Below are 22,569 nucleotides of genomic sequence, written 5' to 3' on the forward strand. Positions count from 1 at the left end.
TGGCCTGACGCCAGACGGTCTCGGACTGCGGCTCGACGCCGGAAGTACCGCAGAACACGACGACGGCGCCGTCGAGCACGCGCAGCGAACGCTCCACTTCGATGGTGAAGTCAACGTGACCGGGGGTGTCGATGACGTTCACCCGGTAATTGTCGTACTGCTTCTGCGAACCCTGCCAGAACGCGGTAACGGCCGCGGAGGTGATGGTGATACCACGCTCCTGCTCCTGCACCATCCAGTCAGTGGTCGACGCACCATCATGAGTCTCGCCCATCTTGTGGTTGACGCCTGTGTAGAACAGGATCCGCTCGGTGGTAGTGGTCTTGCCCGCATCCACGTGGGCCACGATGCCGATGTTGCGGTAGCGGTTGATGGGGGTCTTGCGACTCATGGTGCTCTCCTTGGAGCGAGACAGTTCGCTGCTCGATCGGAAGGCAGGTGGCAGTGATTCGCCACCGGGCACTCATGATCGAATCCCAAACGTCCATCTCGTTCGAATGATCGAAGCTTCGAGCTGAATCTGAAGCCAGCCCACTGACTGTCCGGAAGTGTGTGGCGATCACACTCCCCTTGCTATCGACCCGGAAGACAACCTTGGATGCTTTCAGGCCATTAGCCATACCAATCCAGCCAACGGAACCGCCTCGCTCCGCTCGCCTTTCCATGCATATTGGACAGGGTACGCCGACGCGCGTTCGCGCCTCGTCGTCAGGCGGAGGCACTGACCAGAGCCGGGAACTGCAGCTGAATTCGGCTCGACAGAAGGTCATCTGTGAAAACGCGGCCAATCATTTTGCGCCGACGGCTGTCCCAACTATGTCTGCCGACTCGGTAGCGGCGCCCGCTCATCCCGATTCAACGCCGTCGAGCCCTGCGAAATGCCGGAATACCTTGCGCCCGTTCCCCGCTGGGAGCCCCATGAACGCCCATCCATGCCCGGTTCGCCAGCGATCCTGCTGCATCCGATGCCGGTGCGCATCGCCTATGCCTGTGTCGCGGTGCTGGTGGGGATCACCGGCGGGTTGGGCAATGCGCTGGTCATCGCCAACCTGCCGAGCATCCAGGGCGATCTCGGGCTGACGCCGTCGCAAGGTGCCTGGCTGCCGGCGGCCTATTTCATGGTCAATGTTTCCGCCAATCTGCTGTTGATCAAGTTCCGCCAGCAGTACGGCCTGCGGCGCTTCGCCGAGATCGGGCTGTTGCTGTATGCGTTGCTGACCGTCGCCCATGTCTTCGTCGAAGGGCTGGAGATGGCGATCTTCGTGCGTGCCGCCAGCGGTCTGGCGGCGGCCACCACGAGTTCGTTGGCGCTGTTCTACATGCTGCAGGCGTTCCGCAAAGCGGACCTGCCGAAGGCGGTGATTCTCGGGTTCGGCATTACCCAGCTGGGCACGCCGCTGGCCTGGCTGTTGTCGCCGGCGCTGCTGGACATGGGCGAATGGCACCGCCTCTATATGTTCGAGAGCGGCCTGGCGCTCTGCTCGCTGGCGGCGGTGGTGGTGCTCAAGCTGCCTTTGGGGGAGCGAATCCAGGCCTTCGAGCCGCTGGATTTCCTCACCTTCGCCCTGCTCGCACCAGCGCTGGCGCTGATCGCCGCGGTACTGACACAGGGGCGAATCCTCTGGTGGACCGAACAACCCTGGCTTGGCTATGCACTGCTCGCTGCGCTGTTGCTGTTCTGCGCTGCATTCATGATCGAACATCATCGGCGCAATCCGCTGCTGCACACCCGCTGGCTGGGTACGGCGGAGATGCTGCGCTTCGCCTTCGGCGCGCTCGCTCTGCGCCTGCTGCTCTCGGAGCAGACCTACGGCGCCGTCGGCCTGCTGCAGACCCTGGGAATGGGCACCGACCAGTTGCAGCCACTGTATGCGGTGATCCTGCTCGGGCTGACCCTGGGTATCGCCGGCAGCGCCATGACCTTCAGCCCGAGCAATGCCCTGCCGCAGATCCTGCTGTCGACCCTGCTGATCGCCACCGCCAGTTTCCTCGACATCAGATCCACCAGCTTGACCCGCCCCCACGACATATTCGTCAGCCAGGGGCTGCTGTCCTTCGCCAGCGGCATGTTCCTCGGCCCGCTGATGATCACGGGCATGGGTATGGCCCTGCGCAAAGGGCCGAACTACCTGGTCAGCTTCATCGTGCTGTTCACCATGACCCAGAGCCTGGGCGGGCTGGCGGCTCCGGCGCTGTTCGGCACCTATCAGGTGGTGCGCGAGAAATACCACTCCAGCCATCTGACCGAGCAGGTGATAGCGGGCGATCCGCGTGTCCTGCAACGGCTGCAGGCACAGAGCCAGGCACTTGCCCCGCACCAGAACGACCCGCAGTTGCGCCAGGCGCAAAGCGTGGCGCAACTCAGCCAGGCCGCTACGCGCGAAGCCAACGTGCTCGCCTTCAATGACGTATTCCGGCTGATCGGCATGCTCTCCATAGGCGTGTTCGGCTGGACGCTCTATCGCACCCTGCGCATCGCACAGCAGAACAGGAATGGTTCGTCGCCATGAGTGAGACCAAGCAAGCGGAAGAGGAAGAAACCCTGCAGACGGCGCAACCACCGCAAGCATCGGCGGCGGCTACCGATGCCGGCCCGACACCGGACGACCCGCCGAAAACCATCAAGCCGAGCCGGCGCTCGGTGACCCTGATGGCCCTGGTCGCGCTGGTCGGTGTCGTGGCGATCCTCTATGCCTGGCAGCTGTGGCCCTTCAGCGGCGGTGTTGCGGTTACCGAGAACGCCTACATACGCGGGCAGATCACCGTTCTGGCGCCCCAGGTCAACGGTTATGTCACCGAGGTGCTGGTGCAGGATTTCGAGGAGGTTACCCGTGGTCAGCCGCTGGTGCGCATCGATGACCGGCAGTATCGCCAGCTGGTCGAGCAGCGCCGTGCCGAGCTGGCGGCGCAACGCTTCCAGCTGGAGAATCTCGAGCAGACGCTGGCCTCCAACCGCGCCACGCTGGCGTCACGTCGCGCCGAACTGTCTGCCGTAGAAGCCGAACTGCAACGGGCGCTGGCCGATGAAAGACGCGTCAACGAGCTGGCCGAACGCGGCTCGGTGTCGATCCGCGAGCGCGACCAGATTCGTGCCACCGCGCGCGCGGCCGGGGCGAAAGTGAAGCAGAGCCAGGCCGCTATCGCCATTGCCGAACAGACCCTGAAGGCCAGCGAGGTTTCGCGCGGGGGCCTGCAAGCGCAGGTGGAAATCGCCCAGGCCGCGCTGAAACGGGCCCGGATCGACCTGGACAACACCGCCATCGAGGCGCCGCGCGACGGCCGGGTAAGCGAGGTTACCGTGCGTCAGGGGCAGTATGTCGCGGCCGGCACGCAGCTGCTCTACCTGGTGCCGGAACAGCTCTGGGTCATCGCCAACTACAAGGAAACCCAGACCTTCGCGATGCGTCCGGGCCAGCCGGTGACCATCGAAGTCGACGCGGTGGACGGCGCTCGACTGCGCGGGCGCGTGCAGCGAATGGCGCCGGCCACCGGCTCGGAATTCGCCGTGTTGCGCCCGGATAACGCCACCGGCAATTTCACCAAGGTGGTGCAACGGATTCCGGTGCGCATTTCCATCGACCCGGACCAGCCTTTGAGCGAACGGCTTCGCCCAGGCCTGTCGGTGATCACCAGCGTCGATACGGGCGCCGATGCAGCCACTACCGACGCCGCAGCGGACGGCACGCGATGACTCGTCCGCCCGCATGGCTGATACCTCTGCTGCTGGCCAGCCTGGCTGGCTGCATGCCGCCGCATCAGCCACCGCCGACCGAGGCCGCCTTCACCCCGCCGGACAGCTGGCGCGCCGAGGGCGTGCGGGCGTCGGAAATATCGGCTCATTGGTGGCAGTCGTTCGGGGATGCGCAACTGACCGCACTAGTCGAGGCAGCACTGGCGCACAACAGCGACGTGTTGATCGCCGCGTCTCGGGTCGAACAGGCTCGCGAGCAGATCCGCCTGTCCCACGCCGCACTGCTGCCGAATCTGGACGCGGTGCTGGGCGCGCAACGTACGCGCGAGCTCAGCGTGCTCGGCATCACTCAAACCACGGCCGTACAGCCGTCGTTGCAGCTGTCTTACGAGGTAGACATCTGGGGTCGGCTGCGGCGCCTACGCGAGGCGGCCACCCTGCAGTACCAGGCCAGCGAAGCCGAACGCGATGCGGTGCGCCTGGCCGTGGCCAGCACCACCGCACGTGCCTATGTCTCGCTGCTGTCGCTGGATCGCCAGCTGCACGTGACCCGCGAGACGCTCGAATCGCGCCGCCAGGCGCTGCGGGTCGCCGAGGACCGTGCCAGCCTTGGCTACACCTCGCAGCTGGAGTTGACCCAGGCGCAATCCGAATACGAAGCCACGGCACAGCTGTTGCCCCAGTTGCAGCAGGCCATTCGCGAACAGGAACATGCCGTGCGCCTGCTCAGCGGGGCGCTGCCGGGTGCGGTCCAGCGCGGCGCCGGATTGTTCGCCATCGAACCACCCGCGGTGCCCGGCGTGCTGCCGTCGGAGCTGTTGCGGCGGCGACCGGATATTCATCAGGCCGAGCTGCTGTTGGCTGCCAGCGACCTCAACCTGCAAGCCCAGCGCGATCGCTTTCTGCCCCAGGTACAGGTATCGGCCAGCCTTGGCCGGCTGTTCGTCAACTCACGCGATTACGACCCGGTCCGCGTCTGGGACATCGGCGCCAGCGTGCTGGCACCGATCTTCGATGCGGGGCGCCTGGAGGCAGGGGTCAACATCGCCGTCGCGCAGCGCGATCAGGCCGCCTTCGCCTACCGCGCCGCCGCGCTGGAGGCCTTCGGTGAAGTGGAGAACAGCCTTTCGGCGGAGGGCAATCTGCGGCAGCAGATCGAGCGGATCGAGGCGCGCCGCGCCGTGCTCGAAAGGTCGCTGACCCTTGCCGAGGACCGTTACCGCGCGGGCTACTCGTCGTACCTGGAAACCCTCGACGCCCAGCGCAACCTGTTCAACACCGAGCTGACGGCCGTGCAACTGCGTGAGCGTCAGCTCAACGCCCTGATCGACCTCTACCAGGTGCTGGGCGGTGGCTGGCAGGTCGCCGACCAGCGCTAGCCGTGCCGTCGCCACCGCGCGACAAAGCTACGCCATCGGCTCCTGGGCCATCATGAAACGCTCACGCGGATCCGCGATCTGGATGCCCAGCTCGCGGAAGTGCTCGAAGATGCGCCGGTTGAACTCGCGCTGCACACCCCAGCGGCCCTTGTCGACACAACGCATCTGCCCGGCCAGCGTCACCATCGAGCCGTCCACCGAGTCGACGCCCCAGACGGCCAGGTCGTCGATGATCAGGTCGGCGAACGCAGGGTCCGCACGCAGTTCCGCGCCGATCTTCTTCAGTTCGGCGATCGCCTGGTCGATGTCGGTGTCGTAGCCGACACTGATCCGCACCGCCGCGTTGCCGATGCCGCGGTTGGTGTTGTTGACCGTGGACACCGAGCTGAACGGCACGATGTGCAGCGAACCGTCGCCCGCGCGCAAGCGCACCGTGCGGATCGACAGGTTCTCCACCGTGCCGGAGACGCCCGCGACCGTCACCCAGTCGCCCACCTGCATGGCGTTCTCCATGAGCAGGAAGATGCCGGTGATGAAGTCCTGGACCAGCTTCTGCGAGCCGAAGCCCAGGGCGACGCCGATGATGCTCGCGCCCGCCAGCAGCGGCGTCGTATTGATGCCGATCTCGCTGAGGGCGGTCATGCCGACGATCAGCAGGATCACGATCATCAACCCCGTCCGCAACATCGGCAGCAGCGTGCGCAGCCGCGCGGCCCGCATCAGCTCCCCGCTTTCGCTCCAGCGGGCGATGCGCCGCTCGAGTACGGCATTGGTCAGCTGCCAGACCACCAGCGCCAGGATCACCGCGACCACGATGGTGATCGCGGCGCTGGCCAGGCTGCGGCCGATTGTTCCCGCTGCGAACCAGCCGATCGCATCGAAGCCCCAGGCCTGAAAGAGCGCGACCAGCACGCAGACGGCGATCAGTACCGACATGAGCCAGCGCACCAATGGATACAGCTGTTCGGCCAACCGGCTACGCATGCCATTGGCCGCTTGCGCGGCATCGCTCTCGTCGCTGGGCCCGCCGACAAAGCCCCGCTCAAGGGCTCCGAGCAGCAGCACCGCGGCCAGGCGGCCGAGCACCACGATGCCACCGGTTACCCCGATGAATTCGATCAGCCTCGGGAAACCGTTCTCGACGCCAAGCGCCCAGACCACCCACATGCCCATGACGAACACGGCGGCGGCAATGGCCCAGATCTGCGCGGCCCAATGACGGAGGGTCGCGAGCGGCCCGCTGCTGCCTGCCTTGGGTGCGATGGCATCGCGTACCGGCCGCCGCAGCCTGAAGATGAGCATGACGATCATCAGGTGAGCGAGCAGCGAGACGAACTTCAGGATCGCGGTGCGCCCCGCCGCCCCGCCGCCGAGCGTCTGCAACGCATCCGCCACGGCGATACCGAAGGCTGCCAGCGCCACGAAGTACAGCGCCCAGTGGTTCAGCAGTCGCGACGTCTCGCCGCTCAACCGGAAAACCCGCAGGCCGTAACCGCTTGGCGATATCAACAAGCGCACCACCGCCATGCTCAGGCGGGTGAACAGGTAGGCGAGCACGAATACGCCGGCGGCCTCGCGGGTCCGCTCGTCGAGACTGGGATACAGATGCATGACCAGCGCGGCGACGCAGAAAAACAGGGCCAGCGGCAGCAGGTCCAGAAGAAAGATGCCAAGCGCGAACGGCAGGTGCCGCAGCGCACCGCGGTGTTCGCTGACTCTGCCGTCACGCCGGGCCTTAGCCTTGGCCTTGCGCTCCGTCGGGGCCGGCTCCGCCACCGCACTTCTATCCGGCTCGGCGACGTTCTGCTCAGGAGCGTTTATCGGAATGGCCTCGACCCTCTCGACGCCGTCTCGGATGGTCTGCACCAGCGCGACGCCGGGCTGCTCGGGCTGGGTGGCAGCGGCTACCGCTGCGCGCTCGGCATCGATCTGTCCGGCCTGCTGTTGGCCAGGCAGTGAGCCCTCGACCACCTCGGCGACGCGCGCACGCTCCTCGACCTGCCGCGCATGCTCCTGCAAGGCCAGGCAAGGTCTGCGCAGCAGACGTCGCAGCGCCCACTCGACCAGCAGGCCGAGCACAAAGACCACGGCCAAGGCTATCAGCGCATCGACAAGCAACGCCCGCTCCGCCTGTGACCGAAAGATCGAATCGAACCATGCGGGAAGCTCCAGCAGCGCATCCCTGACCTGCCCCACCTGCTGGCCAAGACCATCGGCCCAACGTCCGACCTGCCCCAGCATCCGCGCGATCAGCCCACCCTCCTCCAGCGGCGTGATCACCGGCTCCGGCTCGGCCGCAACCGGCGCCTCGGCTGGCGCCGGCTCCCCCTCGGTATCGTCCGCTGCCGGTGCCACGGCAGCGTCGCCCGCGATCACCCGGAGCGTCGCCAGCACATCGGCGCGCCGCCCTTCGTCCTCCAGCACCTCCACGGCCCGCCGGGCATCCTGGCGGGAAACGTCGCCGGACAGATGCGACGACTCGCTCTGAGCCTGCACCGGCGCGGCCATCTGCAGCAGAACAGCAATGAGCGGAATACAAAGAATGCTTGAACGTGATCTATGCATGAGACGAATGAGACCTTGGGGCAGGCTGAAGCGAGGCGCGGAATTCAACGGAACCTGATGGCCGTTTCGCATTGGGCATCTCTGGAAGCACTGAGTTTCCGGCAATGCGCACATCGCCCCGCTCGGCATGGTCCGCTCGCGTAATCGGCGAAGTTCTCGACGCGATGATGATGCTGGTGTACGCGTCCCGTCCATGACGGCAGAACTTACCAGCGACTACTTTTGCACCGCCGTTTATACCCCCTGCAGATATGAACGTGTAACATCCCGCGCCCCGAAAAAGCAGGAGACGAAACATTGGTCACTCACTACTCCACTTCCCCGGAGATCGTCGCGTGTGGACGCACAGGATCGAGCCTCAATGGCACCTCCGATGCGACTCAGGTTTCATGCAAGCTCTGCCTTCGCACCCTTGAAAAGAAGACAGATGAGCCGGTCCGCAAGACACCCAGCCTTGCCGAACTGAGAGCAGCCGCGAAAGCAGCGAAGACGGCGGTGGCAGTAATACCCGAGACAGCAAAGCCTGCCCCAATCCTCACAGCACGCGCCGAATGGCAGCGTCGACTGGAGCAACTGCCGGGCCGGAACCGCCTTCCACGCGGGCTTCAGTAACCTGGTCGACCAAGACCGAGGCTCTGCGGGTGAACCCCGACAAGCCGTGGCGAACCCATGGGAACCAGCCTCCAGTACCGACCAAAAGCGATTGAAGCAGGTGCTGGAGCTGATCGAACTCAGCATATCGGTCCACAACACCCTGGCCGGACGGAGTAGCCAGCGTCGTTTGCGCGTACGGGCTGCTCCAGCGGAAGCGAAGGGTTTTCACCCCGATTCTATGCCGGTAAGCCGAGATCGCTGTAAGGGTACGGAATCGAGCCGGAAGTCGGCTCAACGGCCAAGGCCGGTTTGCACGGAACGGCTCAAGCGGATTTACCAGCGATCCGGCTGCATTGCCTGGTTCTACCGTGCGACTCGTTGCCGTGACAAATACAACTCCTTTTTGTCACACTCTTCAGCAAGCGTCATAAATCGGACGGGATCGGGATCCCGGCATTAAAAATCTCCGGCCGAGGAGCTTCCGTCCCGTGTCCATACGCGCCCGACTCGTCTGGCTGGTTTTCGCCGTCATTGCGCCCTCACTCGCCTTCGCGCTGTATACGACCTATTCGGTTTATCAATCCCAGTCGGTCCGGATCGCACAGAGCATGAACGGAACGACGCGTGCGGTCGCGCTAGCCGTTGACCGCGAGCTGGCGCGGTACGGCACGATCGTTTCGACTATTGCGGCAAACCCGAGCCTGGTGCAAGGAGACCTTCGCACCTTTCATGCCCGCCTCCAGCAGACCGTGCAACCGCTCGGGGGCGGGGTAACGGTGTTCGACGCCGACGGCATTCCCCTGATCGATACGGAACATCCCTATGGTTTTCCGCTGCCCATGCCCCCAAGCCTCCCGCGACTGGTCCGCGTCGGAGGGTTGCCATCGCTGGACGTGAGCCCCCTGTTTCGCGACCCCCTGAGTCGCACCTATGCCATCGCGATCCATCGCCCCGTGCTTCGGGACGGGACCATCATCTATTACGTGTCGCTGAAATTTCCGGCGGCTGGTCTTGGCGCCCTCCTCGCGGCGCAGGCGCTCCCCGAGAACTGGCTCGGCGTGATCCTGGACGGCAACTTCAATATCGTGGCCCGTACACGTGATTCCGAGAAGCACATCGGTGAAGCTGCCAGCCCGGGCTTCCAGCACGAAATCGAGAACCAGATAGATCGCGAAGGGTCGCTCGACTCGATCACGCGCGATGGGGAGGAGGTCGTAACCTTCTACAGCCGCGCCGAGTCGTCCGGCTGGAGGGTTCTCATCGCAATTCCCAAACAGGATGTGCTGGCGAGCATCCTCGCGCCCCTCGGCACGGTGTTGCTCGGAATCGTCCTGGTCCTGGCGCTGGCGCTGGTTTTCGCAATCGTGCTGGGACGAACCATCACGCGCCCATTGGCGCAGCTCGACCAAGCTGCCAAGGCGCTGGGACGTGGCGAACTGGTCGTTGCGCCCGACACGGGAATGGACGAAACCGACCGAACCGCCCGAGTGCTGGCACAGGCAAGCCTGACGATCAACAGGTCGAATCAGGAAATGGCGGAGCGAGTTACCGAGGCCGTCGCCCAGGCCGAGCGATCCCACCAGGCCCTGTTGCAGGGGCAGAAACTCGAGGCGCTCGGCAGACTGACCGGTGGAATAGCCCATGACTTCAACAATCTGCTGCAAAGCATGACGGTAGGTCTGCAACTGGCCGACATGTTATGCACCAACCCTAGGGCGAAGCGCGCCATCGAGGCTTGCCAGCGTTCGGCCCAACGCGGCGCGCAGCTGACCCGACAACTGATGACGTTCAGTCGCGGTCGCACTAATGAAGTCAAGCAAGTCGATCTGCGCACGCTGATCATGGACATGTGCGAACTGCTCCATGGCGCCCTGCCCAGCCGCGTGGAGCTGAACCTGGAATTGCCGGAAAGCGCATGGCCCATCAAGGTCGATCCCTTGCAATGCGAACTGGCCATTCTCAACATGGCAATCAATGCACGCGATGCGATGCCCGACGGAGGCTCGCTGAGCATCCGTCTTGGTCGACAGGAAGCTGGCGCTCAGGATATCGGGGAGCTGACCAGAGGCTCATGCGTCCGGCTGGAGATCACGGACTCCGGCTGCGGGATGAGCGAGGAGGTCCGCGAGCGGGCGTTCGAACCCTTCTTCACGACCAAGCCTATTGGCGAAGGAACCGGCCTCGGCCTGGCGCAGGTATACGGTTTCGCCAGACAGTCCCATGGAACGGTATCGATTGACAGCGAAATCGACCAGGGCACCCGTATCACCCTGCTTTTGCCGTTCGCAAACGAGAACGCCGAAGTTACCGAACTGGAACACAAGATATCGGGGCCGATGGAAGGGACCGCCAGAGTACTGTTGGTCGACGACGATGCAGAGGTGCGGGATGTCGTGGGCTCGATGCTCGAAGAGCTGGGCTATGCGGTCGACGTCGCGAATGATGCTGAGGCGGCCCTTGCCAGGCTGGCGACTTCTGACCAGCCGCGCGTAAACGTGCTGTTTTCTGACATCGTCATGCCCGGCCAGCTGGACGGAGTGAGCCTTGCCGAGATGGCCCGGTCTCATTATCCGGAGCTCGGCATCGTGCTGGCGACCGGTTATACCGAGACGTTGCCGGCGGACCTCGGTATGCGGGTTCTTACCAAGCCTTTTACCATCCAGACACTATCGGCAGCCCTGTTCGCGGCCCAGGAACAGAACAGGGCCTGGCTGACCCGCGCATGACGCATTGGCTCGATGAAGCAAGGCAGGTCGATCGAAGTGTCCGACGGCCGGTCAGGGAAAGAGCGTCAAGAGCAGAATGTGCTCGTCGATAAAAATGAACGGCGCAAGCGACCGCGGTAAAAGCAGTGCTATGCCGTAACATCAATCGACGAGAATACGAAAATGATGAGGCATTACAACATTGCCGTGCGTTCGGCTGTGTGCTTTTCAATAGTTGCGCTGCTGGTCATCGCGCTGGGTACATTCGCGCTGATTCAGATGAAGAGTATCAGGGCAGCCACCATCGACATCGCTGCCAACAAGCTTCCAAGCTATGAGGCATTAGGAGAAATAAACGAGAAGATGCTGCGCATGCGCATCGTATCGTTCAGGCTTTTTGTCGATCGCGAAGCTGCGGATCTGGCAGAAAGCGCAAGGCGTTCCAAGGAGCTGGCCGAGCAGTTGCGAAAGGCCAGAGCCACATATGAAGCGCTGATCGACAATGATATCGAGCGTGCCCAATATGAGCGGTTTGATGCAGCCCTTGAACGTTACTTCGACATCAACGAGAAACTGTTGGCGCTCTCCGATGAAGGGCGAATCAGCGACATCCAGCAACTGCTCGGAACAACCTATAAAGCGCTTTCGGACCAGCTCGGGGAACAGGTAACGAAGCTCGTCGAGATCAACAAGACGGGCGCCGCGGAATCCGGAAAAAAAGCAACGAGCGATTACGAGCTGTCAATCTCCGTCGTCTTGGGGGTCATGTTGGCTGCTGCGGCTTTGACGGCCCTGCTGGCGTTTGCACTGACACGCAGTATTGTTCGCCCGCTTCGTCTGGCGGTGTCCGTTGCCGAAACGGTCGCCTCCGGGAATCTGAGCAAGTCCGTCGACGTGCATGGGCGGGACGAGCCGGCACAGTTGTTGGCTGCACTGAAAACCATGCAAGGCAAGCTGCGGGAAACGCTCGAGCGTATCGCGCAATCGTCCGATCAATTGGCGGCGGCAGCCGAAGAACTGAATGTCGTGACAGAGGACTCGGCACGTGGGCTCGCCCAGCAGAATCACGAGCTTGAGCAAGCGGCAACTGCGGTCAACGAAATGACCGCTGCTGTAGATGAAGTTGCCCGCAACGCGGTGAGCACTTCCGAAGCCTCAAAGGCATCGGACGCCAACGCACAGCAGGGACAGGAGCAGGTCAACAACACCGTCATATCGATTTCGAAGTTGGCGGACGAAGTCGGTGATACCTCGGTTCAGGTCAAAAGCCTGGCGGACAAAGTGCACGATATCAGCAAAGTGCTCGACGTCATTCGCTCGATCGCCGAGCAGACTAACCTGCTCGCCCTCAACGCCGCCATCGAGGCCGCCCGAGCGGGCGATGCGGGTCGAGGCTTCGCCGTCGTCGCAGACGAAGTGAGGGCGTTGGCTCATCGCACACAACAGTCGACCACTGAAATAGAGCAGATGATCACCAGCGTTCGCCTGGGTGCCGACCAGGCCGTTGCTTCGATGAGCGAGAGCTCAGAGCGGGCCACTACAACGCTCCTCCTTGCGGAAGCCGCCGGTCAGGCGCTGAAAGAGATCACCAACGCTATCAGCCAGATCAGCGAGCGCAACCTGGTGATCGCCAGCGCATCCGAAGAACAGGCACAGGTGGCGCGAGAGGTAGACAGAAACCTCGTGAACATTCGCGACCTTGCCGTTCAGACATCGGCCGGCGCAACCCAAACGACCGCTGCAAGCCAGGATCTTTCGCGCCTGGCGATCGACCTCAACACCCTTGTCGGTCGATTCACGCTCTGAACGTTACCTAATACCATTCCCGCGTAAACGCACCCTTTGTGATCATTCTGATCGCAAAGGGCGCCCGCATGATTGAACCAAGGCCCCAAGCATCGCCCCTAAGCTTGCAGCGTTAGCTGATAGGCCGGCTTGCCGTTATGAAAGATCTCACCGTCTATACAGTCGGGCATTCGACGAGAACTCTGGAACAGTTCGTCGAACTGGTACGCGGCTTTGGCGTCGATACGGTTGTGGACATCCGAACGGTCCCACGATCCCGAACCAATCCCCAGTACAATCTCGATGCGTTACCGGAAAGCCTTGCAGCCTTCGGTATCAGGCATTACCGGATTGGCGAACTGGGAGGCTTGCGCAAGAAGTCGAAGAGCATTCCTGCCGAAACCAATGCCTTCTGGAACAACCGCAGTTTCCACAACTACGCCGATTACGCGCTTTCCGACGAATTCGAAACCGGGTTGAATCAGCTGCTGGCAATCGCCGAAACCAGAAACTGCGCCATCATGTGCGCGGAAGCGGTCTGGTGGCGATGCCATCGCAGAATAGTCGCGGACTACTTGTTGGTACGAAACGTCAAAGTGATCCACATTCTGGATACAGGGAAAGCGAATGAAGCCACCCTTAACCCCGCGGCAAGTATTTGTGGGCTGAAGGTGCATTATCCGGCAACCGGTTGATCGCAGTTCGGCTTGCTACTGTTTTTCGGCATGGATGAGCATTCATCCGGCGCACAAGAGCCACGAGTAAAGCAGGCGGCTATCGGACTGCCAACCAACACCCTCGAAACCCTCGAAACCTACCGAGAAGTGGTCACCGGCAATACTCTTTCCAGGATATCGGCAAGCGTCACGACGCCGCGCATGTGGCCATCCTTCATGACTACCGCACATTGAACACTCGACTTGCGCATCTGCGTCAGGGCCTCGTAGACAGGGGTTTGCGCGTCGAGGACAAGAACGTCACGTGCAAGCTCGTGGGCGGGCCGTGCATCCGGCTCCAGCAGGGTATCGCGAAGGTGCACCACCAGGGGCTTGGCATCATTGCAGAGCACAAGGATGTGTAGATGGCCGGAGCCCAGTGCCGCCGCACGAACATCCGCCACGCTCGCCCATCACGGGCGCCGGTGGCGTGTTCGGCAAGGTGCTCGTCGAATCGGGGCTCGGCAAGATCCTGGCCGATGCGATGCAGGAAATGAACATACCCCTGATACTGTTCGGCTTCGCGACTGCCGCCATCATGCGCATTTCCCAGGGGTACCGTCGCGATGATTACCGGCGCGAGCCTGACAGCCCCTGTGGCCGAGCTACTGGGCGCAAGCCCGCAAATGCTCGCCCTGTGCACCATTGCGATTGCCTGCGGCGGCACCGCCTTCTCGCACGCCAACGACTCGGGCTTCTGGATGGCCAATCGATACTTCGGCATGAGCGTCTCGGATACCCTGAAACCCTGGACGGTCATGAAGTCGATCGTCGGCCTTACCGGCCTGGCCATCTGTCTGGTGATCAGCCTGTTCATAGGCTGAGGGCTGGACGACACTTCTTCTCATGACCCAAAGGGCTCGTCGGCCCCGATCAAAGCCGATGCGGCAAGTACCATGAGGTGAAGCTTGCTGCATCGGCTAAGACTCTTCGTATTACCGTCTGACCCAGGCGAACCAAAGGCCAGCCACTGCACCACGCACGGGTATCCATCGGATTGCAATCCCACCCACGCGCCGAATCTACTACTCCAAGCAATCAGCCGGATTGCTTCTGCCGCTTGCAGGAGACCGGATAGAACAATGCCTCGCACTGAAGGGTCTATACCCCGCATAAATAAAATAAGGAAACGACATGAACCGCTCATTCTTGTTGGCCGGGCTTTGCGCGACCCTGATTGGCAGCGCCTACGCGCAGGAAAAGCCTACCGTCCAGTTCATTGCAACCGGCGGCACGATTGCCATGAAAATCGACCCGGTCAAGAAGGCACCCGTACCCGCCATTTCGGGTGACGACCTACTCGCCACTGTGCCCGAAGTGGCAGAGCTCGCGAAGATAGAAGTCAACAACCTGTCGAACGTACCGTCCGACTACATGGATCCGCCGCGCTGGGTCGAGCTGTCCAAGGCAGTCGACGCCGCACTGCAGCGTCCCGAAGTATCGGGGGTGATCGTGTCCCACGGCACCGACACGCTGGAGGAAACCGCCTTCTGGCTTGACCTGACCGTTGAATCGGACAAACCCGTCGTCGTCATCGGCGCGCAGCGCAACGCTTCCTCTTCCGACTTCGACGGCCCACGCAACCTGCTCAACGCTGTGCGTATCGCGGTTGATGAACAGGCGAAGGGCAAAGGCACCGTGCTGGCCATGAACAACCAGATCAATGCCGCACGCCATGTAACGAAAACCCATACGGCGAACGTGGAAACCTTTCAGTCCGGCGATTACGGTTTTCTGGGTGAGGTCTATCCTGACCGCGTGATTTTCGCCCGGGCGCCGCTGCGGCGTCAGCACATCGAAATCCGCACCGACAACATGCCCAAAGTAGAAATAGTCGCGATGTATGGCGGCGCTGATGGCAGCCTGCTGCGCAGCGCCGTAGACCAGGGTGCAAAAGGGATCGTGGTTCAGGCGCTGGGCATGGGAAACATGAATCAGCCGATGTTCGAGGCGGTCAAATACGCACTGGGCAAGCAGGTTCCGGTAGTGATCTCGACACGTGTGTATAACGGCCGAGTCATGGCCAACTACGGTTTCGAAGGCGGTGGTAAAACGACTGCCGATGCCGGTGCCGTCATGGCAGGAAATCTGAGCCCGCAGAAAGCGCGCATTCTGCTGATGCTGCTTTTGCAAAGCGGAAAATCGGGGCAGGACGATCTGCAGGCCGCATTCGACGTGATGTAAATATCTCGGACACTACCGGCGCACCCGGTTGCGGTGTGTCATCGAAGCCCAGGTGCGGGCCCTGGGCTAAGGCTGCAAAGATGGCTGATTCGCCTAGAACAGGCTAAAGCCGAGCACTCAATCACGCGCGCTGGATCCGTAAGCACCAGTCCCCCCGCTTTTGCGCAATGGTCTTGGCAAACGCTCGGGATTGCGGTTGCGAAGGGGCTACAAGAAGCGAGACGCATCTCCAAGCTGAAGAACATGGTCTCTGCATCGTCGTTCGCCAAAAGCCCTTTCGTCTTTCCACCAAGCAAAGGCGGGCTGTGGATCGAGGAGCCGAGTGTTACCATTAAGCACTTTCATGCCGCGCTGGATGCTTTGAGTATCCGTAGGCGCCGGCAATACGACGCCCGACACACCTACGCAACCATGTGCCTGCTGGCCGGCATGAACCCAGCGTTCATCGCAAGCTAGCTCGGGCATAGCGTGCAGATGTTGCTCTCGACCTATGCCAAATGGCTGAGCTCGGCCTCCGATTGGAACGAGCTCGAAAAGCTGCCTGCCAGAATCAAAAATGGTACGGAACTGGTACTGGTAACGGAGGAAGGCGATTAACCACCGCTGTAACACCCGCAGGACAATCCCTTGATTTCTACCGCCAACATCACCATGCAGTTCGGCGCCAAGCCGCTGTTCGAGAACGTTTCCGTCAAATTCGGCAACGGCAACCGCTACGGCCTGATCGGCGCCAACGGCTGCGGCAAGTCGACCTTCATGAAAATCCTCGGTGGGGATCTGGAGCCGTCCGCCGGCCAGGTGATGCTCGAACCCAACGTGCGCCTGGGCAAGCTGCGCCAGGATCAGTTCGCCTACGAGAATTTCAACGTCATCGATACCGTGATCATGGGTCACGAGGAGTTGTGGAAGGTCAAGGCTGAGCGTGAGCGCATCTATTCGCTGCCGGAAATGAGCGAAGAAGACGGCATGGCGGTGGCCGAACTGGAGACCGAGTTCGCCGAACTGGACGGCTACACCGCCGAATCCCGTGCCGGTGAACTGCTGCTGGGGCTGGGCATTCCGCTGGAACAGCACTTCGGCCCGATGAGCGAAGTCGCGCCCGGCTGGAAGCTGCGCGTGCTGCTGGCGCAGGCATTGTTTTCCGACCCTGAAGTACTGCTGCTGGACGAGCCGACCAACCACCTGGACATCAACACCATCCGCTGGCTGGAAGGCGTGCTCACGGTGCGCAACAGCACCATGATCATCATTTCCCACGACCGCCACTTCCTAAACAGCGTCTGCACGCACATGGCCGACCTGGATTACGGCGAGCTGCGCCTGTTCCCCGGCAACTACGACGAGTACATGACAGCCGCCACCCAGAGCCGCGAGCGCCTGCTCTCGGACAACGCCAAGAAGAAAGCGCAGATCGCTGAGTTGCAGACCTTCGTCAGCCGCTTCTCCGCCAACGCCTCCAAGGCCAAGCAGGCCACTTCGCGTGCCAAGCTGATCGACAAGATCCAGCTCGAAGAGGTCAAGCCGTCCAGCCGCGTCAGCCCCTTCATCCGCTTCGAGCAGACCAAGAAGCTGCACCGCCAGGCCGTGACGGTGGAGAAGCTGGCCAAGGGCTTCGAGGGCAAGCCGCTGTTCGAGAACTTCAGCTTCACTGTCGAGGCTGGTGAACGCGTGGCCATCATCGGCCCCAACGGCATCGGCAAGACCACCCTGTTGCGCACCCTGGTCGGCGACCTGCAGCCCGACGCCGGATCGGTGAAATGGACCGAAAGCGCCGAAGTCGGCTACTACGCGCAGGATCACGCCGATGATTTCGCAGACGACATGACCCTGTTCGACTGGATGGGTCAGTGGACCCAGGGCGGCGAGCAGCTGGTGCGCGGTACGCTTGGCCGCATGCTGTTCTCCAACGACGAAATCCTCAAGTCGGTGCGGGTGATTTCCGGTGGCGAACAGGGCCGCATGCTGTTCGGCAAGCTCATCCTGCAAAAGCCCAACGTGCTGGTGATGGACGAACCCACCAACCACCTGGACATGGAATCCATCGAGGCACTGAACCTGGCGCTGGAAAACTACCCGGGCACGCTGATCTTCGTCAGCCATGACCGCGAGTTCGTCGGCTCGCTGGCCACGCGCATCATCGAGCTGTCCGAGTCGGGCGTCACCGACTTCAGCGGCACCTATGACGATTACCTGCGCAGCCTCGGCGTGATCTAAGCGGATCGCAGCGATAAAAAACGCCCCGCTGATGCGGGGTGTTTTCGTATCCGCGCTCCATGGCGAATCAGAACTGTGGCAGCAGCCGATAGAGACGCTGGAGATACAGATAGTCGAACCAGACCACCTGATGGGCGATGACGATCAGCCAGAACACCAACTGGAACGACCATTTGCGGGTCTTGTGTCGTAGCCACTGCTGGGCGATCAACGCGCCCGGCCAGCCACCCAGCAGTTCGACCAGATGCAGCCGCGACTCGGGCGTGCGCCAGCCATCACGTAACGCGCTGCGCTTGTCATGCAGGTAGAGCGCGAAGGCCAGCAGACTGGCCAGCGGGTAAGCCAGCAGCAGCCAGTTGCTGCCCTGCTCCGCCAATCGAAGAATGCCGAGCGCAGGCAGCAGACAGAGCAGAAATAACCCCAACGCCTTCAGCAAGGGCTGCTGCAACGGAGCGTTTCGACGTACACGTGGCTCGGACTTCATCCGCGGCGCACTCTTCGTCACCGGCCTGACAGGCTTCTGGCGAATGGCGGGCTCATCGAGCGACAGGGGTGCATCCAGGCGGATGTGCGTCGCGCGCAAACGCCCCGCTTTGTCGGCCTCGCTCAGATAGAGCACCCGGTCGCCTTGCACGGGGCGCCGCGCGCCGCGCATGGCCGAGATGTGTGCAAAGACATCGCCACCGCCCCGCTCCGGCCGGATGAAGCCAAATCCCTTCTGGTCGTCCCAGCTTCTCAGCTGACCGCGTAATTCCATGACTGATGATCCGACTGGCAGGTTCCGGGATTCTAATGCGGCGCTCGATCCAGGACGAGTCGCTTATGCCGTTGTGGTGTAACGGCGCCCGAGAAAATCCAGCAGCAACCGGTTGACCTGCTCGGGTCGTTCGCTTTGCACCCAGTGGCCGCAATCAGCCAGCAGATGCTGCTCGAGGTCCGGCACCCAGCCGGGCATCTTCTGCAGCGTATGCGCTTCGAGCGTACCCACCGGGTCCTTGTCGCCCAGCAGGAACAGCGCCGGCTGCTCGACCTTGCGCTCGGCCAGCGGCGCGGTCCTTTCCCAGTTGAGCTCGAAGTTGCGGTACCAGTTCAGCGCCCCGCGAAAGCCGCGCCCCTCGAAGGTCCGCACGTAGCACTCGAATGCTTCAGGGCTGCACCAGGCCGGCGGTGTACCCGGATCCTGCATGCCTTGGGATAGAGTGCTATCGGCAGGTTTGTTCTGCAGGAAAAAGTCCTTGGGTACCGCCGCTGAGGTGTTGTGCATCATCATGCGCAAGGTACGCGGGATGTCGGCGTCCAGCTCCGCCTCGGCGAGGCCGGGCTGCTGGAAGTAGAGAATGTAGTTGAAACGTTCGGCGAAGTGGCTGCGGATGATCTCGATGGCCGGCCTTTTCGGGCGCCCGCCGTAGGGCACTGCCATCGCCCCAACCACGCGAACGCGCTCCGGCTCGAGCAACGCCAGATGCCAGGCGACCGGTGCGCCCCAGTCATGCCCGACCACCGCTACCGAGCACTGTTCGAGCCGGTCCATCGCCGCCTGGATATCACCACATACGGTGAGCAGGTCGTAACTCGCGACATCAGGTGGAGCGCTGCTTTGCCCATAGCCGCGCATTTCCGGAACCATTACCCGGTACCCCGCCTCAGCCAGCGCCTGCATCTGGTGGCGCCATGAGTACCAGCTCTCTGGAAACCCGTGCAGCAGCCAGACCACGGGGCCCTCCACCGGCCCGGCACTGTACAGACTGAGTGTGATGCCGTTTACCGACAGTAACCGATGCTCGTATGCGTGCATGAGCGCTTCTCCAACGGTCGATCGTTGTCACATCAGCCCGCAGCGGTACTCCAATCGATCACGCCGAACTGCCAGGTGGCCAGGATGATGACTCCGAACGCGATCCGATACCAGGCAAAAGCCGCGTAGCTATGGTTGCCGATGAACTTCAGCAGGGCCCGCACGGCCAGCATGGCGAAGATGAATGACGTCACGAAACCGATCGCGAACACCATGAAGTCGCCCGGCTGGAACAGCTCGCGGTACTTGTAGCCCGAATAGACCGCAGCACCGACCATGGTCGGCATGGCCAGGAAGAAGGAAAACTCGGTAGCCGCCTTGCGCGAAAGGCCGAACAGCAAACCGCCGATAATGGTGGCGCCGGAACGCGAGGTGCCAGGCACCAGCGCCAGGCATTGCGCGAAGCCGACCTTGAGCGCATGCGTCCAGCGCATGTCGTCGACTGTTTCGGCCTGGATACGATGCTGGCGCTTTTCCGCCCAGAGCATGACCACCCCACCGATTACCAGTGCCGTCGCCACGGTGATCGGGTTGAACAGGTATTCATGAATCAGGTCGGCGAACGCCACCCCCAGCACTACTGCCGGCATGAAGGCCACCAGCAGGTTGACGGTGAATTTCTGCGCTTGCTGTTCTTTCGGCAGGCCGACCACGATGTCGATGATCTTGCGCCGATATTCCCAGACCACGGCCAGAATCGCGCCCAGCTGAATGATGATGTTGAAGGCCAGGGCCCGCTCGCCGCCGAACCCGATGAGGTCCGCCACGATGATCTGATGGCCTGTACTCGAAACCGGTAGAAATTCGGTAATTCCCTCGACAACCCCAAGAATCAATGCCTGAAAGGCAATCCAAAGATCCATCTACTCCCCATCAGCGATGTCGTCATCGCAATAAACAATCCAACCAAGGTCTTGTGCCGGATAGCCATCCGAGCGCTGTTCTGACTCATGTCGAGCGAGTAAATTCACCTCGCTTCGCTTGCGGCGCTCATTTTTTACCAGATGCGGCCGAAAAGCTATGCAGAGGGCCTGCGCAGACCGTTCGGCGCGGCCCCTCAGGTGCACCCGCCCATGAAGGCAAGCCCTGCCCCGCCATCCGTGCCAACAAAACTATTAAAGGCCCAGAGGTAATCAAGATGAATCTGCTGCGCAAATTCCCGATCAGCAAACGCCTGTGGCTGATACCGGTGGTTGCGATCGCTATGCTGTTCACGCTCGGTCTGGTGATGATCCAGCAAGTCCGCGTCGATCTCTACAAAGGGAAACAGGTCATGACGCGGCATGTGGTCGAAGCGGCTACCGGCGTTCTGACCTATTACCAGCAGCTGGAAGCCAGCGGCGCCATGAGCACCGCCGAGGCAAAGAAAGCCGCCATGAAGCAGGTGGCCGCCCTGCGTTACGGTCAGGATGACTATTTCTGGATCAACGACATGGGCCCGGTGATGCTGATGCATCCGATGCGGCCCGAACTGGACGGCACCGACCTTTCCACCAACAAGGACCCGAACGGCAAGGAGCTTTTCAACGAAATGGTCAAGGTCGCCCGGCGCGACGGCGCGGGCCTGGTGGATTACGAGTGGGCCAAACCCGGCGAGAAGGACCCGGTACCGAAGATTTCCTACGTGCAGCTGTTCGAACCCTGGGGCTGGATCATCGGCTCGGGTATCTACGTGGACGATGTCGAAGCCGAGTTCCAGCAGTACCTCGTGCGCTTCTCGCTCATCGGACTGGCGATCGCCGCATTGATGGCCGCACTGGTTGCCGTGCTGATTCGCAGCATTACCGGTCCATTACGGCAGACGATGCAGGCGATGGCCAATATCGCCAGCGGCGATGCCGATCTGACGCGCAACCTGGATGTATCCGGCCAGGATGAACTGGCCACTCTGGGCCGCGATTTCAACACCTTCGTCCAGAAGATGCGCGGCATGATGGGCCAGCTGTTCGAAACCGCCGGCGCGCTGGAACAATCCTCTCGTTCGCTCGGCAACCTGGCCAGTCAGGCTCAGGACCAGAGCCAGCAGCAATCGCTGCAGATGGAGCAGGTCGCGACCGCCGTGAACGAGGTGACCTATGCCGTTCAGGAAGTGGCGAAGAATGCCGAGCACGCGGCCACTGAAGTCACCGCCGCCGAAAACGAGGCCGGCCAGGGGCAGCTGAACATCGAGGCAAGCCTGCGTCAGATCGACGAGCTGTCCTCGACCATCGGCCAGGCCGTCGACGTCATCCAGTCGCTGGCCGACGAAACCACCAAGATCGGATCGGTGCTGGAAGTGATCGGCTCCATCGCCGAGCAGACCAACCTGCTGGCGCTGAACGCAGCGATCGAAGCGGCGCGGGCGGGCGAGCAGGGTCGAGGCTTTGCCGTGGTCGCTGACGAAGTGCGTCTGCTGGCCCAACGCACCCAGCAGTCCACCGCAGAAATCCACACGATGATCGAGCGGCTGCAGAAGAATTCCGGCGCTGCGGTCAACGTCATTCTGGAAAGCAACCGGGCTTCGCAGGCCACGGTCGAGCAAGCCAGCCAGGCGGGAGAAAGCCTCGGCCAGATCGCTCAGGCGTTGCGCAACCTGTCAGCGCTCAATGCCTCCATCGCCAGCGCCACGCTGCAACAGACGCACGTCGTCGAGGACATCAACCAGAACGTCACCCAGGCGGCCGGGCTCGCACAGCAGAGCGCCAGCGCGGCACAGCAGTCCAGTGTCGCCGGCGAGCAGCTGGGGCAACTGGCCGAACAGCTGAACCGGTTGCTGCGCCAATTCAAGGCCTGACGGCACGCCTCGCCTCGGAAGAGACGGAACGATTCAACGGGGACGCAACGTCCCCGCTTTCGTTTTTGGCCTTGCGACCCGTTGCCACAGGCTCTCGTCATGCCGAAAATCGTGAGCGATTGGTCCTGACGCACGCAAACCCGCGCCAGTCCTGGCTTTCAGCGAATT

16 protein-coding genes and 1 pseudogene are annotated in these 22,569 nt (G+C 62.2%); 11 read left to right on the forward strand and 6 right to left on the reverse strand.

Features of this window, described 5'->3' with window-relative positions; genetic code table 11:
• A partial coding sequence (locus EA795_RS17215; RefSeq protein ID WP_122078636.1) for a GTP-binding protein occupies positions 1–391 on the reverse strand: 391 nt, incomplete at its 3' end.
• A gap of 541 nt (positions 392–932) precedes the next feature.
• On the opposite strand from EA795_RS17215, the gene EA795_RS17220 reads away from it, so the two are divergent.
• Genes EA795_RS17220 through EA795_RS17230 form a run of 3 tightly spaced genes read left to right on the forward strand, consistent with a single transcriptional unit; the run spans position 933 to position 5,070 of the window.
• Positions 933–2,510, forward strand: coding sequence for an MFS transporter (locus EA795_RS17220; RefSeq protein WP_014852698.1), 1,578 nt, complete (start codon positions 933–935; stop codon positions 2,508–2,510).
• Positions 2,507–3,691 carry an HlyD family secretion protein gene (locus EA795_RS17225; RefSeq protein ID WP_240645037.1) on the forward strand — a complete coding sequence of 395 codons (1,185 nt, stop codon included), beginning with the start codon at positions 2,507–2,509 and terminating at the stop codon, positions 3,689–3,691. The genes EA795_RS17220 and EA795_RS17225 overlap by 4 nt, the downstream gene beginning before the upstream one ends.
• On the forward strand, positions 3,688–5,070 hold the full coding sequence (locus tag EA795_RS17230) for an efflux transporter outer membrane subunit (protein WP_122078638.1): 1,383 nt from the start codon (positions 3,688–3,690) through the stop codon (positions 5,068–5,070). Before EA795_RS17225 ends, EA795_RS17230 begins: the two co-directional genes overlap by 4 nt.
• A gap of 27 nt (positions 5,071–5,097) precedes the next feature.
• Here the strand turns inward: EA795_RS17230 and EA795_RS17235 are convergent, their stop codons facing one another.
• On the reverse strand, positions 5,098–7,830 hold the full coding sequence (locus EA795_RS17235) for a mechanosensitive ion channel domain-containing protein (RefSeq protein WP_147456319.1): 2,733 nt from the start codon (positions 7,828–7,830) through the stop codon (positions 5,098–5,100).
• Positions 7,831–7,932: 102 nt separating this feature from the next.
• Here EA795_RS17235 and EA795_RS21440 point away from each other — a divergent pair, with 102 nt between their 5' ends.
• From EA795_RS21440 to EA795_RS17255, 4 genes are all read left to right on the forward strand, one after another.
• Positions 7,933–8,247: a hypothetical protein gene (locus EA795_RS21440; RefSeq protein ID WP_080586030.1), complete on the forward strand. Its 315-nt coding sequence runs from the start codon at positions 7,933–7,935 to the stop codon at positions 8,245–8,247.
• 470 nt (positions 8,248–8,717) lie between these two features.
• The gene (locus tag EA795_RS17245; protein ID WP_122078639.1) at positions 8,718–10,955 is read left to right on the forward strand and encodes a hybrid sensor histidine kinase/response regulator; all 2,238 of its coding nucleotides are present in this window, start codon (positions 8,718–8,720) and stop codon (positions 10,953–10,955) included.
• 162 nt (positions 10,956–11,117) lie between these two features.
• Complete coding sequence (locus EA795_RS17250; RefSeq protein ID WP_058077194.1) at positions 11,118–12,740, forward strand: methyl-accepting chemotaxis protein; 1,623 nt, start codon at positions 11,118–11,120, stop codon at positions 12,738–12,740.
• A gap of 137 nt (positions 12,741–12,877) precedes the next feature.
• Positions 12,878–13,414, forward strand: coding sequence for a DUF488 domain-containing protein (locus tag EA795_RS17255; RefSeq protein ID WP_058077195.1), 537 nt, complete (start codon positions 12,878–12,880; stop codon positions 13,412–13,414).
• 119 nt (positions 13,415–13,533) lie between these two features.
• Here EA795_RS17255 and EA795_RS17260 read toward each other — a convergent pair whose 3' ends face one another.
• The gene (locus EA795_RS17260) at positions 13,534–13,839 is read right to left on the reverse strand and encodes a CBS domain-containing protein (protein WP_122078641.1); all 306 of its coding nucleotides are present in this window, start codon (positions 13,837–13,839) and stop codon (positions 13,534–13,536) included.
• A 38-nt stretch (positions 13,840–13,877) separates the two neighbouring features.
• Here EA795_RS17260 and EA795_RS21445 point away from each other — a divergent pair.
• The 3 genes and pseudogenes from EA795_RS21445 to EA795_RS17285 all read left to right on the forward strand — a co-directional run bounded on the left by EA795_RS21445 (position 13,878) and on the right by EA795_RS17285 (position 17,833).
• Positions 13,878–14,259: pseudogene (locus EA795_RS21445) on the forward strand (GntT/GntP/DsdX family permease).
• Positions 14,260–14,569: 310 nt separating this feature from the next.
• Positions 14,570–15,619, forward strand: coding sequence for an asparaginase (locus EA795_RS17275; RefSeq protein WP_014852689.1), 1,050 nt, complete (start codon positions 14,570–14,572; stop codon positions 15,617–15,619).
• 627 nt (positions 15,620–16,246) lie between these two features.
• Entirely contained in the window at positions 16,247–17,833 is a 1,587-nt protein-coding gene (locus EA795_RS17285) for an ABC-F family ATPase (RefSeq protein ID WP_058077199.1), read from the forward strand.
• A gap of 67 nt (positions 17,834–17,900) precedes the next feature.
• Here EA795_RS17285 and EA795_RS17290 read toward each other — a convergent pair whose 3' ends face one another.
• From EA795_RS17290 to EA795_RS17300, 3 genes are all read right to left on the reverse strand, one after another.
• Entirely contained in the window at positions 17,901–18,590 is a 690-nt protein-coding gene (locus tag EA795_RS17290; protein ID WP_115027780.1) for a DUF1294 domain-containing protein, read from the reverse strand.
• Positions 18,591–18,653: 63 nt separating this feature from the next.
• Entirely contained in the window at positions 18,654–19,628 is a 975-nt protein-coding gene (locus EA795_RS17295) for an alpha/beta fold hydrolase (protein ID WP_115027781.1), read from the reverse strand.
• Positions 19,629–19,660: 32 nt separating this feature from the next.
• Positions 19,661–20,491, reverse strand: a complete 831-nt coding sequence (locus EA795_RS17300; protein ID WP_115027782.1) for an undecaprenyl-diphosphate phosphatase — start codon at positions 20,489–20,491, stop codon at positions 19,661–19,663.
• Between the two features lie 275 nt (positions 20,492–20,766).
• Between EA795_RS17300 and EA795_RS17305 the strand changes: the two genes are divergently transcribed.
• Entirely contained in the window at positions 20,767–22,401 is a 1,635-nt protein-coding gene (locus EA795_RS17305; protein ID WP_122078643.1) for a methyl-accepting chemotaxis protein, read from the forward strand.
• Positions 22,402–22,569 lie beyond the last annotated feature (168 nt).

It is taken from the genome of Stutzerimonas nitrititolerans, assembly GCF_003696285.1.
GTDB lineage: Bacteria > Pseudomonadota > Gammaproteobacteria > Pseudomonadales > Pseudomonadaceae > Stutzerimonas > Stutzerimonas nitrititolerans.